Raw genomic sequence first — 12,083 nt, 5'->3', positions numbered from 1 at the left:
TCAGGCGGTGCGGGAGGTCGCGGCGACCGCGAGCGCGTCGAGCGCGGCGCGGGCCTCCTCCGCGATGGGGGCGTCGGCGATGGCGGCCCGGGCGCGCGCGGTCTGCTCGGCGATCCGCTGCTCGACCCGGTCCCGGGCGCCGGTGCTCTCCATCAGGGCACGCAGGGCGTCGAGGGCCGCGGTGTCGCAGTCGGGGTTGCCCAGGCACTCGGCGAGCAGCCGGCGGCCGGCGTCGTCGGCGGCCTCCTCGGCGAGGGCGACCAGCAGGGTCCGCTTGCCCTCGCGCAGGTCGTCGTCGGCGGACTTGCCGGTGACCGCGGGGTCGCCGAACACGCCCAGGACGTCGTCGCGCAGCTGGAACGCCTCGCCCAGCGGCAGGCCGATCGCGGTGTAGACCTCCGCGGCGCGCGGGCCGGCGCCGGCGAGCGCGGCACCCAGCTGGAGCGGGCGCTGCACGGTGTAGCCGGCGCTCTTGTAGCGGGCGACGGTGAGCGCGCCGTCCGCGCCGGGCAGCCCGCCGGCGGCGCGCAGCAGGTCGAGGTACTGGCCGGCGGTGACCTCGGTGCGCATGGTGTCCCAGACCGAACGGGCGCGGGCCAGCGCGGCGGCGGAGATCCCCGAGCGGCGGAGCAGCTCGTCGGACCACACCAGCGCGAGGTCGCCGACGAGGATCGCCGCACCCACCCCGAAGGTGGTGCCGTCGCCGGTGAGGTCGTGGTCGGTGTGCCGGGCGGCGAACCCGACGTGGGTGGCGGGGCGGCCGCGGCGGGTCAGCGCGCCGTCCATGACGTCGTCGTGCACCAGCGCGCTGGCGTGCACGAACTCGAGCGCGGCCACGGCGCGCAGCACCGCGGCGTCGTCCTCCGCCGGACCGGACACGGTCTCGACCGCGCCGCGCCAGCCCCAGTAGGCGAACGCCGGGCGCAGCCGCTTGCCGCCGTCGGCGACGGCGGTGACCTCGTCGACCACGGGCGCGAGGGAGGCGTCCATGCCGGTGAGGACGGCGCGCTGCTCCTCGAGGAACCCCGACAGCGCGGCGGCGACCGCGCTGCGGATCCGCGGCAGGTCGGCGCTCTCCAGCGCAGCGCTGCTCAGCGGCACCGGTGTCGGGAGCGCGTGCCGGCGACGCTCCGGACCGGGGATCACGGCGTCAGTATCGCCCCAGGGGGTTGTGCGCTGCCGAGCTGCGGGGCGGGGGAGCTGGTGCGGGGTCATGCCGGTGGCCTCCTCGTTCCGGTGCTCAGAGCTCTTCCGGCCGGGGGCGGCGGTTGGATGCAGCGGTCCTGCGAACCGGGGACGCGGCGGCGGCCGTATCCTCCCGAGCCATGACCCGGACCGTCCGCGAGCTGCTGGCCGAGGGGTCGCCCACGTGGTCCTTCGAGTTCTTCCCGCCCAAGACGACCGAGGGCGAGCAGCAGCTGTGGACCGCGCTGCGCGAGCTCGAGCGGCTGCGGCCCTCCTTCGTGTCGGTCACCTACGGCGCCGGGGGGAGCACCCGCGAGGGCACCGTCTCGGTCACCGAGCGGATCGCGACCGAGACGACCATGACCCCGCTCGCGCACCTGACCGCCGTCGACCACAGCATCGGCGAGCTGCGGCACGTGGTGAGCCGGCTCGCCGCGGCCGGGGTGCGCAACCTCCTGGCGCTGCGCGGCGACCCGCCCGGCGCCGACCCGCAGGCGGACTGGATCGCCCACCCGGAGGGGCTGTCCTACGCCGCGGAGCTGGTCGAGCTGATCCGGTCGATGGGTGACTTCTCCGTCGGCGTCGCCGCGTTCCCGGAGCGGCACCCGCGGTCCCCGGACTTCGACAGCGACGTCGAGATGTTCGTCGCCAAGTGCCGGGCGGGCGCCGACTTCGCGATCACCCAGATGTTCTTCCGCACCGAGGACTACCTGCGGATGCGCGACCGGGTGGCCGCCGCCGGCTGCGAGGTGCCGATCATCGCCGGCGTCATGCCGGTGACCAACGCCCGGCAGATCACCCGGATCGTGCAGCTGTCGGGCCAGGCCTTCCCGACAGAGCTCGCGGCGCGCTTCGCCGAGCTCGACGGCGACCGGCCCGAGGACAAGGCGGCCGTCCGGGCCTACGGCGTCGAGGTGGCGACGGCGATGTGCACGACCCTGCTGGACGAGGGCGTGCCCGGCATCCACTTCATCACCATGAACAGGTCGACGGCGACGCGAGAGGTCTACGCGAACCTCGTCCCCGAAGCCGTCTCCTCGCCCGTCAGCTGACGGCGGCACGGCCGTCGGCCAGGGCCGCTGCCCGGGCCGCGGCGCGGCGGAGCCCCTCGCGCTCGGCGGCGTACCCGCCGAGCACGCCGACGACGGGGATGTTCGACAGCGCGCGGGCGCCGAGCCGGCCCTTCGGGCGGGCGTCGAGGGCGTCGTCGATCCGGCCCAGCAGCCGGGAGACCCGCCAGAGCGTGCGGGCCCGGCCCCGGAACCCGGCGCGCTCCTCGGGCCCCCCGATGGTCGCCTCGGTGTAGGTGCCGCGGCTGCGCTCGAGCAGCGGCCGCACGCGGTCGGGCGGCAGGTCGCGGTCGAGCAGCACCCTGGCCAGGAGCGAGACGCGCTCGGCCGGGTCCACGACGCCGTGCTCGCCGGCCACGCCCAGCACGACGACGGACTGCACCGCCGAGCCGACGGTGTTCTGCAGCGGGAGCAGGTCGGCCAGCCGGCCGAGGAAGCGGGGCGCCGCCGAGAGCCCCGCCGCCAGCACGGGGACGCGGTCGGCCCACCACTGGTCGCGATCGGCCTGCGACAGGTGCGGCGGCCGCCCCATCCGGCGGACCAGGGGTGCGGTCAGCCGGTCGACGCGGCGGAGCACGTCGACGACGGCGGCATCACTGTTCGGCGGGGCCATGGAGGACCCCTACCCACAGCCGGCGCCCGGTCATGCGGGGCCGGGGGCCGATCGGGTGATACGAACACCCGGTGGAGCTGTGGGAGCTGGTCGCGCGGGAGCGGATCCGGGACACGCTGGCGCACTACAACTGGTCCGGCGACGCCGGCCGCGCCGAGGAGCTGTCGGCGGCGTTCACCCCCGACGGGGTGCTGCAGGTGCGGGGCGGGGCGGCCCACCGCGGGCGGGCGGCCATCCGGGACTTCATCGGCGGCGTCGCCGGGCGGGAGGCCGCGGGGTCGTCGTCCGGGGGCCCGGTCGGGCCGAAGCTGGTCCGGCACGTGCTGACCAACACCCGGTTCCGGGCGCTCTCGCCGGAGGAGGCGACGGCCGAGTCCTACTTCACCGTGGTCACCGAGATCGGGCTGGACCACGCGGGCCGGTACCGCGACACCCTCGTCCCGGTCGGCGAGCGGTGGCTGATCGCCTCCCGCCTGGTCTCCACGGACTGGGTGGTGGCGGGCTCGGTCATGGCCTCGCCGTCCCCGGCCGGCTGACGGACCGGGCGTGCTGAGCCGCGACGAGTACCTCGCCGAGTGGTCCCGCTGGCACGGCGGCACCGATCCGGCGGGGAGCCGGCTGGTCCGCGGGTGGCTGTCCGCTGCCTACGCGCTGGCCCGACCGGTCGCCGGCCTCCCGCCGGTGGCCGCGACGGCGTCCGGGTTGCTCGTGGCGGTCTCCGCCGTCGGCCCGGCGCTGGCCGGCGGGTACTGGCTGGTCGCGGCCGGGGCCCTGGTGGGCCTCTCCGGCCTGCTCGACTCCCTCGACGGGGCGCTGGCCCTCGCCACCGGCCGGGCCTCCCGCCGCGGCTTCGTGCTCGACTCCGCCGTCGACCGGCTCACCGAGGCCGCGTACGCCGCGGCGCTCTGGGCCGCCGGTGCGCCGGGCTGGCTCGCCGTCGTCTTCGGGGCGCTGTGCTGGCTGCCCGACTACCTGCGGGCCCGCGCCGGTCAGGCCGGGGTCGACGAGACCGGGGACATCTCGGTCTGGGAGCGGCCCACCCGCGTGGCCATGGCCGGGATGACCCTCGGCGGCGCCGGCGTCGTGGCCGGAGTCGGCCCGGACGTGCCGGCGGTCGTGGTCACCGCGGGGACCGCGGTGGGGGCGCTGCTCGGCGTCGTGGCGGTCGCTCAACTCAGCCGCGGCATCCGGCGGGCACTTCCGGACTGAGTTCTCCTACTCTTGGCGGGCCCGATCCCGCGCCGCCGGCGCTGGTCTCCCAGTCGAGGAGCGCTCGTGCCCGTCGCCGTCACCGGCTCCATCGCCACCGACCACCTCATGACCTTCCCCGGGAAGTTCACCGAGCAGTTCGTCGAGGGCCAGATGGAGAACGTCTCGCTCTCCTTCCTCGTCGACGACCTCGTCCAGCACCGGGGTGGCGCCGGCGCCAACATGGCGTACGGGCTGGGCCTGCTCGGCGTCGGCCCGGTCCTCGTGGGCGCGGTCGGCAGCGACTTCGCCGACTACGAGGCCTGGCTCCAGCGCCACGGCGTCGACACCGCGAGCGTGCACTGGTCGGAGTTCAAGCACACCGCCCGCTTCGTGTGCACCACCGACCAGGTCAACAACCAGATCGCGTCGTTCTACTCGGGCGCGATGGCCGAGGCCTGCGAGATCGAGCTCGCGCCGGTGGCCGACCGGGTGGGGTCGCTGGACCTCGTCGTGATCGGGCCGAACGACCCGACCGCGATGGTCCGGCACACCGAGGAGTGCCGGCAGCGCGGCTACGCCTTCGCCGCCGACCCCAGCCAGCAGCTGGCGTGGGCCGACGGCGCCATGATCCGGCAGCTCGTCGAGGGCGCGGAGCTGCTGTTCACCAACGAGTACGAGTCCCACCTGCTGCTGCAGAAGACCGGCTGGACCGACGCCGAGGTGCTCGCCCGCGTGGGCCAGTGGGTCACCACCCGGGCCGCGGACGGCGTCCTCGTCCGCACGGCCGGCGCGGAGCCGATCGAGGTCAAGGCGGTGCCGGAGACCAAGCCGGTCGAGCCCACCGGCGGCGGTGACGCCCTGCGCGCCGGCTTCATCGCCGGACGCGCGTGGGGGCTGTCGCTCGAGCGGGCCACCCAGCTGGGCTCGGCCGTGGCGACCGAGGCGGTCGAGGTGATCGGCACCCAGGAGTACGAGCTGCACCGGGAGCCGTTCCTCGCCCGCTTCGCCGAGGCCTTCGGTCCCGGCGCCGCCGCGGAGATCGCCGAGCACCTCCCGGCCTGACGGGGCCGCGCCGGGATCAGGTGACCTGATCCCCGCGCGTCCTGCCTCACGGTCTGCGGCGCGGGAGGACACCGCACGGCGAGGGAGGACGTCGGAGCACCCGCGCTCAGCGGTCGCGGACCTTCTCGCCGATGGAGGGGTCCTCGGCCCAGGCGCGGAAGGGGATCCGCGAGATCTCCAGCACCTCGCCGATCGTCGACCACTCGTTGCCGCCGAGCCGGGCCAGCGGCCGCAGCTCCTCGATCCGCGGGCGGCCGTCGCGCACGGCGCTGCTCCAGGCGCTGATGGCCTGCACCCGCCCGAAGACCACCGTGCTGTCGCCCAGCCGCAGGGTCGAGTGCAGCGTGCACTCGATCGACACCGGCGACTCGGCCACCCGGAGCGCCGTCACCGTCTCGCTGGGCTCCAGGCGCACCCCGGTGTGCTCGGCCTCGCTGTGGTCCGGCGGGAAGTCGGTGCCGGTCGCGTTGACCTGCTCGAACAGCGGCTCGGGCGTCAGGTTGATCGTGAAGTCCCCGGTGGCCTCGACGTTGTTCAGCGAGTCCTTGCGGCCGACCGAGGTGAACTGCACGACCGGCGGGTCGACGCACGCGACCGTGTAGAAGGAGTGCGGCGCCAGGTTGTGCACCCCCTCGGCGGAGCGGCTGCACACCCACGCGATGGGCCGCGGCACCACCACCGAGTTCAGGACCCGGTAGAAGGCCCGCGTCTCCATGGCCGTCGGGTCGAAGGTGGTCCGCTCGCGCTGCTCCGTCACCCGGTCATCCTCTGCCACCGGGCCGGCCGCAGCGCGCCGGGTCCGATGAGTTCCGGCCGCGCCCGCCGTCCCTGCTGCATGACGACGACCAGGGTGATCAGCGTGACCGTGCCGGTGCGGGACCAGGACGAGGCCATCGCCTTCTACACCGGCGTGCTGGGGTGCGAGCTCACGCTCGACGCGGAGATCTGGCCCGGGACCCGGCTGGTGGAGGTCACGCCGCCCGGCTCGTCGGTCGCGATCCTGCTGCTCCCCCCGGACAGCGAGATCCCGATCGCCGTCCGGCTGGGCACCCCGGACGCCGACGCCGCGCACGCCCGCATCCGGGAGGCCGGGGTGGTGCTGCACAACGGCGAGGTGCTGCGCCTGGACGGGATGCCGCCGATGTTCTCGTTCCTCGACCCGGATGGGAACGGGCTGGTCTACCTGGAGGAGCAGCCCTGATCAGACGGGGCGGCCGCGCCAGGTGAGCGTGCCGCGGCGGTGCCCGGCGACCGAGCGGGCCAGCAGCACGTCGAAGGCCAGGAGCGAGACCGGCTGCGCCAGGGCGTCGGGCCACACCCGGCTGCCGGTCGCGGCCGCGCTCACCGCCCGCCCGGCCACCCCGGCCGCGTAGCCGACCAGGCCGGCCCGGGACCCGCGCAGCGCGGCCACGGCGGGGACGACGCCGATGGCGGTGAGCACCGCCGCGGCGCCGACGCTCGCCGCCGGGGAGCCGCCGACCGCGGCCCAGAGCGACTTGGCGTAGCCCGCCGAGAGCGCCGGCCACCCGTCGTACATCCGGCAGGCGGCGAGCTCCGCGCCGGCCACGGGGACCGCCCGCCCGCCGGCCCGCTTGACCGCCCGGGCGAGCGCGACGTCCTCGAGGACCTCGCCGCGCACCGCGGCGTGGCCGCCGGCCGCCAGGTACGCGGGCACGGTCAGCACCAGGAACTGGCCGTTGGCCGCGGTCAGCGAGGGACGGGGGGAGCGCTCGGCCAGTCGCAGCGGCAGCGTCGTCGCCCACAGCCAGGGCGACAGGGGCTGCACCAGCCGCTCGGCCAGGGTGCCGGCCAGCGGCCGCGGCCACGGGGAGACCAGGTCGAGCGCGTGCGCGTCGAGGACGGCGACCGCGCGGGCCACCGCGTCGGGGAACAGCCGGACGTCGGCGTCGAGGAACACCAGCACCCCGTCGGGGTCCGCCGGCACCTCCGCGACGCCGATCGCGCAGGCATGCGGCTTCCCCAGCCACCCCGCCGGCGGCGGCGGTGCCGTCACCAGCCGGACCCGGGGGTCGCCGACGGCGCGGACGGCGTCGGCGGTGCCGTCGGTGGAGCCGTCGTCCACCACGACCACCGTCAGGTCCGGCACGCCGCGCTGCGCGAGGACGGCGGTGAGGCACTCGCCGACGTGCCGCTCCTCGTCGCGCACCGGCAGCACCACCGTCACCGGCCGCATGACCGGCGGGTGCCGCTCGGGCGGCCGCCGCAGCAGCCGGACGTTCACCGCCGCGTGCGCGGCCATCACCACCGCCGCGGCCGACAGCCCGCGGACCAGGCGGCCGCTCACCGGCGCGCCTGGAGCACGAGCGCGACCAGCACGGGGACCGCCAGGAGCGCCCCCCACGCGGCGGAACCGGGGAGGTCCAGCCACCCGGCGTGGGCCAGCGCGCCGCCGAGGGTCATCCAGGCGAGCGCGGCCAGCGGGGCGCCGTCCCCGATCCGAGGCCTGCTGGCGGTGCGGGCGACGAGCACGTCGAGCAGGCCCATGAGCACCAGCCCGGCGAGCAGCCAGCCGGCCAGGTTGGTCAGCGGCACGGTGTCGATGCCGGGCAGGCCGGGGGAGGGGTGCGCCCACGTCCAGTAGCCGGCCTGCACCATCTGCGGGTCCAGGACGACGTCCCACGCGGCGAAGACGAACGCGGCGGCGCCCACCCGCGCCGGGCGCCGGCCCGTCCGCATGCCGCGGGTCAGCAGCGCCCCCAGCAACCAGGCGGGCCAGGCCATCATCAGCCAGGCCAGCGGGACGAGGAACGGCACGCCGAGCAGGGTCGGTCCGAGGTCGCCGCTGTAGGTGTACTCGCCGTAGGGGAAGCCGGTGGCCAGGCCGAGCGACTCGAACACGATCGCGGTACCGGCGACCAGCGCGAGCACCCCGGCGCCGGTGCGCAGTCCACGGCTCAGCGCGGCGTGGGTGACCGAGAGCGTGGCGCCCAGCAGCACGATCGCCCAGCTCACGGCGTTGCGCGCGTCGCCGTCGGTCAGCGGGTAGGCGATGGCCGTCAGCACCAGCAGGGCGGTCAGCGCCCAGGGCACCAGCGCGCGCAGCCCCGCGGTGCGCGCCCCGAGGACCGCGGTCATCGGCGGAGGCGGGCGGCCAGGGCCCGCCGGGCGCGCGGGACGCGGCGGCGGTCGTCCAGCACCAGCCGCGCCGCCGTCCGCCCGGAGTTGCCCGAGACGCCGCCGCCGGGGTGCGTGGAGGCCCCGGCGAGGTAGAGGCCGGGCAGGCCGGGCACCCGCTGACCCGACAGCGCGGGCGTGGGTCGCAGCGAGAACATGCTCGCCAGGCCCATCTCCACGTGCATGACGTTGCCACGCGGCAGCGACAGCTCGCGCTCCAGCAGCACCGGCGTCTGCACGTGCAGCCTCCGCACCGAGTCGGCGAACCCCGGCGCGTACGCGTCGACGGCGGCCAGCAGTTGCCGGGCCGCGGGCTGGGCGAGGGCGTCCCAGTCCTCGCCCGAGGCCAGGTCGTACGGGTACCACTGACCCCAGACGGTCACCACGTGCTGCCCGGGCGGGGCGAGGGTGTCGTCGGTCGCGGAGAAGCACATCGCGAGCGGCACCGGTTCGCGCGGGAGGCGGCCGGCGGCGAAGTCGCCGTGGGCGGCGGCCAGCTGCGCGCGGTCGGTGCACAGCAGCTGCAGCCCGCCCTGCGCGAGCTCGTCCGGGACGCCGGGGTAGGACGGCGGCGCGTCGGTCAGCGCGCGCAGCACCAGGCCGAACCCGTTGCCCAGCGGCGGAGCGGCGTCGGCGAGGGCGGGGGGAGCGGCAGCTCCGGCCAGGTCGCGGGTGGCCAGCACGTGGCAGGCGGCGACCACGACCGGCGCGCGCAGCTCCCGCCCGGACGCCGTCCGCACGCCGGCGACGCGACCGTCCTCGACCAGCAGCCGCTGCGCGGCGTCCTCGAGGACCACCCGGCCGCCGTCGGCCTCCAGCCGCCGGCGCAGGGCCGCGGTCAGTCCACCGGAGCCACCCACGGGATGTCCCGGGGGGACGTCGTGCAGCAGCGCCACCCAGCCGACCATCGCCGCGGTCCCGGGCTCGCTCATCGGCGGCCCCGACTGCGCGCCGAACCAGGCGAGGGCGGCCTTGAGCCGCTCGCTGGCGAACCAGCGGTCCAGCAGCGCGTCGCCGGAGGAGAGGAAGTCGACCGCGAGGTCGCCGCCGGACGTGCGTGGCCGCCCGTCGCGCGGGGCGCCCAGCGGCCAGAACGCCCGCACCAGCCGGCCGGGGCTGGGCGGGCCGCCGAACGAGGCGACGACCGCGCGGCTGCGCGGGCCCCACTCGGCGACGAACCGGCGGTAGGCGGCGGCGTCGGCCGCTCCGCAGGCGGCCGCGATGGAGGCGCACGTGGCGTCGAGGTCGACCGAGAAGACCAGGGGGCGCCCGTCCGGACCGTCGTCCCCGGGCACCGGCGCCGGGGCGAACCCCCAGGGGTCGCAGTCGACGTAGTCCAGCCCGTGGGCGGCGAGGTCGAGCTCCTCGACGATGCCACTGTGCCGCACGATCACGTGCGCGCTCGACCCGCGGTCCACGCGGACGCCCGGCCAGCGCTCGACGGTGGAGACCGCGCCGCCCAGGACCTCGTCGCGCTCGACGACCTCGACGGTCAGCCCGGCCGCGGCCAGGTAGCAGGCAGCGACCAGCCCGTTGTGGCCGGAGCCGACGACGATCGCGTCGAGGTCGCTGGTGCGGGACGGCGGATCGGCGGGGGTCACGCCTCGTCGTTCGGTACCGCGGGGGGCCGTGGATGCAGCGGGAGGTGCGCGCCGAGGATCGCGAAGGGCCGCGCGTCGCCGGGGAAGTGGTGGCCGCGGGCGAGGTCGACGAACCCGTCGGCGTGGTACAGCCGGAAGGCCTTGGTGTCGGCGTCGGGGGTCGAGAGCAGCGCCACCGGGTTGGGCAGGTCGGCGACCAGCGCGTGCAGCAGCCGGCGGCCGAGTCCGCCGCTCTGGGCGTCGGGGTGGACGTGCAGCTCGCACACCTCGAAGGCGCCCGGGAGCCACCGCTTCGCCGTCCGCCGGTCCAGCGCGGCGCGGACCTGGTCGTGCCACCACTGGCCGGGGGCGACCTCGTACCCGTAGCCGAACCCGGCCATCCGCTCGCCGTCGGGATCGGCGACGAACGCCCCGACGGCGCGGAAGCCCGGCCGCTCGGTGTGCTGGATGGCGTAGCCGTAGCGGCCGGCGACGACCGAGGACGAGTAGCCCATGGCCGCGCCGTAGATCGCGAGGGCCTCGTGCATGTGGTCACGGATCCAGTCCGTGGGCAGCTGGGTGACCCGCGTGGCGGGCTTGGTGCCGGTCATGCCTGTACCGCCTCGGGGGAGAGCGTCTCCGCCGGTCCGGGACCGACCTCGGCCGGAGTGCCGTCGGTGAGCCGGAGGAGCTCGTCGTAGGTGGTCGGGAAGACGGTGTGCGGATGGCCGGCGGCGGCCCACACCGTCTCGTGGCGGGCCAGTTCGACGTCGACCAGCGTGCCGATCGGCTCGGGGTGGCCGACCGGGGCGACGCCGCCGATCGCCTGGCCGGTGTGCTCGCGGACGAAGTCGGCCCGCGCGACCCGCACCTCGGGGACGCCGAGCAGCTCGGCGACCTGCCGGGTGTCGACGCGGTGCGCGCCGCTGGTCAGCACGAGCAGCGGGTTCCCGCCGACGTCGAAGACCAGGCTGTTCGCGATCGCCCCGACGGGGACGCCCAGCTGGGCCGCCGCCAGCGCGGCCGTCCGGGCGTTCTCGGCGAGCTCGCGCACCTCGCCGGTCGCACCGGCCGCGCGGAGCCGGCGGACGACCTCGGCGACCCGGGGGGAGTCGGCGGCAGGCATGCCGGCGATCCTCCCACCCGTTCCCGGGGTGCGGTCGGGTGGGCGACCCGCTCCGGGGCTGCCCCGGCTAGCGTCCGGCCATGGCCATCGACCCGCGCGGCGCCGACCTCAAGCGGTTCCTCCAGGAGGAACCGGGCGAACCCGTCGTCATGCTCAACCTGCTCCGGTTCACCGAAGGCGGCCGGGAGTCCTACGCGACGTACGCGACGGCGATCCGCGAGACGTTCCTCCCGCGATACGGCGCCGAGGTCGTCTATGCCGGCGACGGCGCCACCCCGCTGGTCGCCGAGGAGGGGCAGGCGTGGGACGCGGTGCTGCTCGTGCGCTATCCCAGCCGCGAGGCGTTCAGCCGGATGGTGGCCGACCCGGAGTACCAGCAGTTCACCCGCTTCCGCACCGAGGCGCTCACCGAGGCGGTGCTCCAGCCGACCACCGCCTGGTGAGGACCGTCAGCCGCGGGCCCAGGTCTTGAGTGCCGCGCTACCGGGACCGGTCAGCTGCTCGAGGCGGACGGGGCGGCGGGTGACGGCGAGCGCGATGGCCTCGGCCGGCCCCTCGACTCGGACCCCGCTCCCGCGGGACCAGTCGATCTCCGGAGCGGCGTAGGTCAGGTGGGGCAGGCCCTTCGGGATGAAGGCGGGAGAGGCGCGCTTGCTGGTGAGGAGGTCCAGGGCGTCGGCCCACGGCTGCAGCGGACGGCCGTGGTCGAGGCCGAGCGGGACGGTGATGTCCAGCCGGTGGACCAACAGGTCGGTGAGCGGGGCGTGCCAGTCCATGCCGGGCGGGGTGAACCGGCTCCCGGCGCGGGTGCGGAGGTCGTCGACGAGCGTCTGCGTGGGGAGCTGCGCGCGATCGTCGGCCAGGAGGGTGTTCGCGCGCGCGAACGAACCCCGGCCGCGGACCAGCGCGCGGATGAAGCCGGGTGTCGAGCCGGTGGGGCCGACCATCAGGTGCGCGGCCACGTGTCGGACCGTCCAGCCCTCGCAGAGGCTCGGCGTGGCCCACTGCTCGGGCGTCAGCGTCTCCAGCAGGTCGGCGAGGGCCGTGCGCTCGGCGGCGATGGTGGTCCAGGCGGTCGTCTCGTCCACGTCGCGCATGTTGTCAGCCGGCACCGACGAGTG

The 12,083-nt window shown here is 76.2% G+C and carries 15 protein-coding genes; 6 read left to right on the top strand and 9 right to left on the bottom strand.

What is annotated here, in order from left to right:
* Window positions 1-1,146: a polyprenyl synthetase family protein gene (locus tag N555_RS0122460; RefSeq protein WP_231503093.1), complete on the bottom strand. Its 1,146-nt coding sequence runs from the start codon at window positions 1,144-1,146 to the stop codon at window positions 1-3.
* A 179-nt stretch (window positions 1,147-1,325) separates the two neighbouring features.
* On the opposite strand from N555_RS0122460, the gene metF reads away from it, so the two are divergent.
* The gene (gene metF / locus N555_RS0122455; RefSeq protein ID WP_029433738.1) at window positions 1,326-2,237 is read left to right on the top strand and encodes a methylenetetrahydrofolate reductase [NAD(P)H]; all 912 of its coding nucleotides are present in this window, start codon (window positions 1,326-1,328) and stop codon (window positions 2,235-2,237) included.
* Here the strand turns inward: metF and N555_RS0122450 are convergent.
* Window positions 2,230-2,868, bottom strand: a complete 639-nt coding sequence (locus N555_RS0122450; protein ID WP_034512103.1) for a hypothetical protein — start codon at window positions 2,866-2,868, stop codon at window positions 2,230-2,232. The genes metF and N555_RS0122450 overlap by 8 nt on opposite strands.
* Window positions 2,869-2,939: 71 nt before the next feature.
* On the opposite strand from N555_RS0122450, the gene N555_RS0122445 reads away from it, so the two are divergent.
* The 3 genes from N555_RS0122445 (at window position 2,940) to N555_RS0122435 (ending at window position 5,121) form a co-directional block, all read left to right on the top strand.
* Window positions 2,940-3,404 (top strand): nuclear transport factor 2 family protein, encoded by a 465-nt coding sequence (locus tag N555_RS0122445; RefSeq protein WP_029433736.1) that lies wholly within the window; start codon window positions 2,940-2,942, stop codon window positions 3,402-3,404.
* Window positions 3,405-3,414: 10 nt separating this feature from the next.
* Window positions 3,415-4,077, top strand: a complete 663-nt coding sequence (locus N555_RS0122440) for a CDP-alcohol phosphatidyltransferase family protein (protein ID WP_029433735.1) — start codon at window positions 3,415-3,417, stop codon at window positions 4,075-4,077.
* Between the two features lie 66 nt (window positions 4,078-4,143).
* Window positions 4,144-5,121, top strand: a complete 978-nt coding sequence (locus N555_RS0122435; protein WP_029433734.1) for a carbohydrate kinase family protein — start codon at window positions 4,144-4,146, stop codon at window positions 5,119-5,121.
* 106 nt (window positions 5,122-5,227) lie between these two features.
* Here the strand turns inward: N555_RS0122435 and N555_RS0122430 are convergent, their stop codons facing one another.
* Window positions 5,228-5,878, bottom strand: a complete 651-nt coding sequence (locus N555_RS0122430) for a flavin reductase family protein (RefSeq protein WP_029433733.1) — start codon at window positions 5,876-5,878, stop codon at window positions 5,228-5,230.
* 78 nt (window positions 5,879-5,956) lie between these two features.
* Here N555_RS0122430 and N555_RS0122425 point away from each other — a divergent pair, with 78 nt between their 5' ends.
* Window positions 5,957-6,322 (top strand): VOC family protein, encoded by a 366-nt coding sequence (locus N555_RS0122425; protein ID WP_029433732.1) that lies wholly within the window; start codon window positions 5,957-5,959, stop codon window positions 6,320-6,322.
* On the opposite strand, the gene N555_RS0122420 is transcribed toward N555_RS0122425, so the two are convergent.
* From N555_RS0122420 to N555_RS0122400, 5 genes are read right to left on the bottom strand one after another with little or no spacing between them, the layout of a single operon-like run.
* Entirely contained in the window at window positions 6,323-7,426 is a 1,104-nt protein-coding gene (locus N555_RS0122420) for a glycosyltransferase family 2 protein (RefSeq protein WP_029433731.1), read from the bottom strand.
* Window positions 7,423-8,217 carry a carotenoid biosynthesis protein gene (locus N555_RS0122415; RefSeq protein WP_029433730.1) on the bottom strand — a complete coding sequence of 265 codons (795 nt, stop codon included), beginning with the start codon at window positions 8,215-8,217 and terminating at the stop codon, window positions 7,423-7,425. The genes N555_RS0122420 and N555_RS0122415 overlap by 4 nt, the downstream gene beginning before the upstream one ends.
* Window positions 8,214-9,857 (bottom strand): phytoene desaturase family protein, encoded by a 1,644-nt coding sequence (locus N555_RS0122410; RefSeq protein ID WP_051684375.1) that lies wholly within the window; start codon window positions 9,855-9,857, stop codon window positions 8,214-8,216. The genes N555_RS0122415 and N555_RS0122410 overlap by 4 nt, the downstream gene beginning before the upstream one ends.
* Window positions 9,854-10,447, bottom strand: coding sequence for a GNAT family N-acetyltransferase (locus N555_RS0122405; protein WP_029433728.1), 594 nt, complete (start codon window positions 10,445-10,447; stop codon window positions 9,854-9,856). The genes N555_RS0122410 and N555_RS0122405 overlap by 4 nt, the downstream gene beginning before the upstream one ends.
* A complete protein-coding gene (locus N555_RS0122400) occupies window positions 10,444-10,962 on the bottom strand; it encodes a YbaK/EbsC family protein (RefSeq protein ID WP_029433727.1) in 519 nt (172 codons plus the stop codon). Before N555_RS0122400 ends, N555_RS0122405 begins: the two co-directional genes overlap by 4 nt.
* Window positions 10,963-11,042: 80 nt before the next feature.
* Here N555_RS0122400 and N555_RS0122395 point away from each other — a divergent pair, with 80 nt between their 5' ends.
* Window positions 11,043-11,405, top strand: coding sequence for a DUF1330 domain-containing protein (locus N555_RS0122395; protein WP_029433726.1), 363 nt, complete (start codon window positions 11,043-11,045; stop codon window positions 11,403-11,405).
* 6 nt (window positions 11,406-11,411) lie between these two features.
* On the opposite strand, the gene N555_RS0122390 is transcribed toward N555_RS0122395, so the two are convergent.
* Window positions 11,412-12,050 (bottom strand): maleylpyruvate isomerase family mycothiol-dependent enzyme, encoded by a 639-nt coding sequence (locus N555_RS0122390; protein ID WP_029433725.1) that lies wholly within the window; start codon window positions 12,048-12,050, stop codon window positions 11,412-11,414.
* Window positions 12,051-12,083 lie beyond the last annotated feature (33 nt).

The organism is Blastococcus sp. URHD0036 (assembly GCF_000701365.1).
Lineage (GTDB): Bacteria > Actinomycetota > Actinomycetes > Mycobacteriales > Geodermatophilaceae > Trujillonella.
This window is presented reverse-complemented; position numbering and strand designations above follow the sequence as displayed.

Coding starts and splice junctions, on each gene's coding strand:
- N555_RS0122450 (WP_034512103.1), bottom strand. CDS start 2,868: ATGGCCCCGCCGAACAGTGATGCCGCCGTCGTCGACGTGCTCCGCCGC.
- N555_RS0122400 (WP_029433727.1), bottom strand. CDS start 10,962: ATGCCTGCCGCCGACTCCCCCCGGGTCGCCGAGGTCGTCCGCCGGCTC.
- N555_RS0122425 (WP_029433732.1), top strand. CDS start 5,957: ATGACGACGACCAGGGTGATCAGCGTGACCGTGCCGGTGCGGGACCAG.
- N555_RS0122395 (WP_029433726.1), top strand. CDS start 11,043: ATGGCCATCGACCCGCGCGGCGCCGACCTCAAGCGGTTCCTCCAGGAG.
- N555_RS0122415 (WP_029433730.1), bottom strand. CDS start 8,217: ATGACCGCGGTCCTCGGGGCGCGCACCGCGGGGCTGCGCGCGCTGGTG.
- N555_RS0122405 (WP_029433728.1), bottom strand. CDS start 10,447: ATGACCGGCACCAAGCCCGCCACGCGGGTCACCCAGCTGCCCACGGAC.
- metF (WP_029433738.1), top strand. CDS start 1,326: ATGACCCGGACCGTCCGCGAGCTGCTGGCCGAGGGGTCGCCCACGTGG.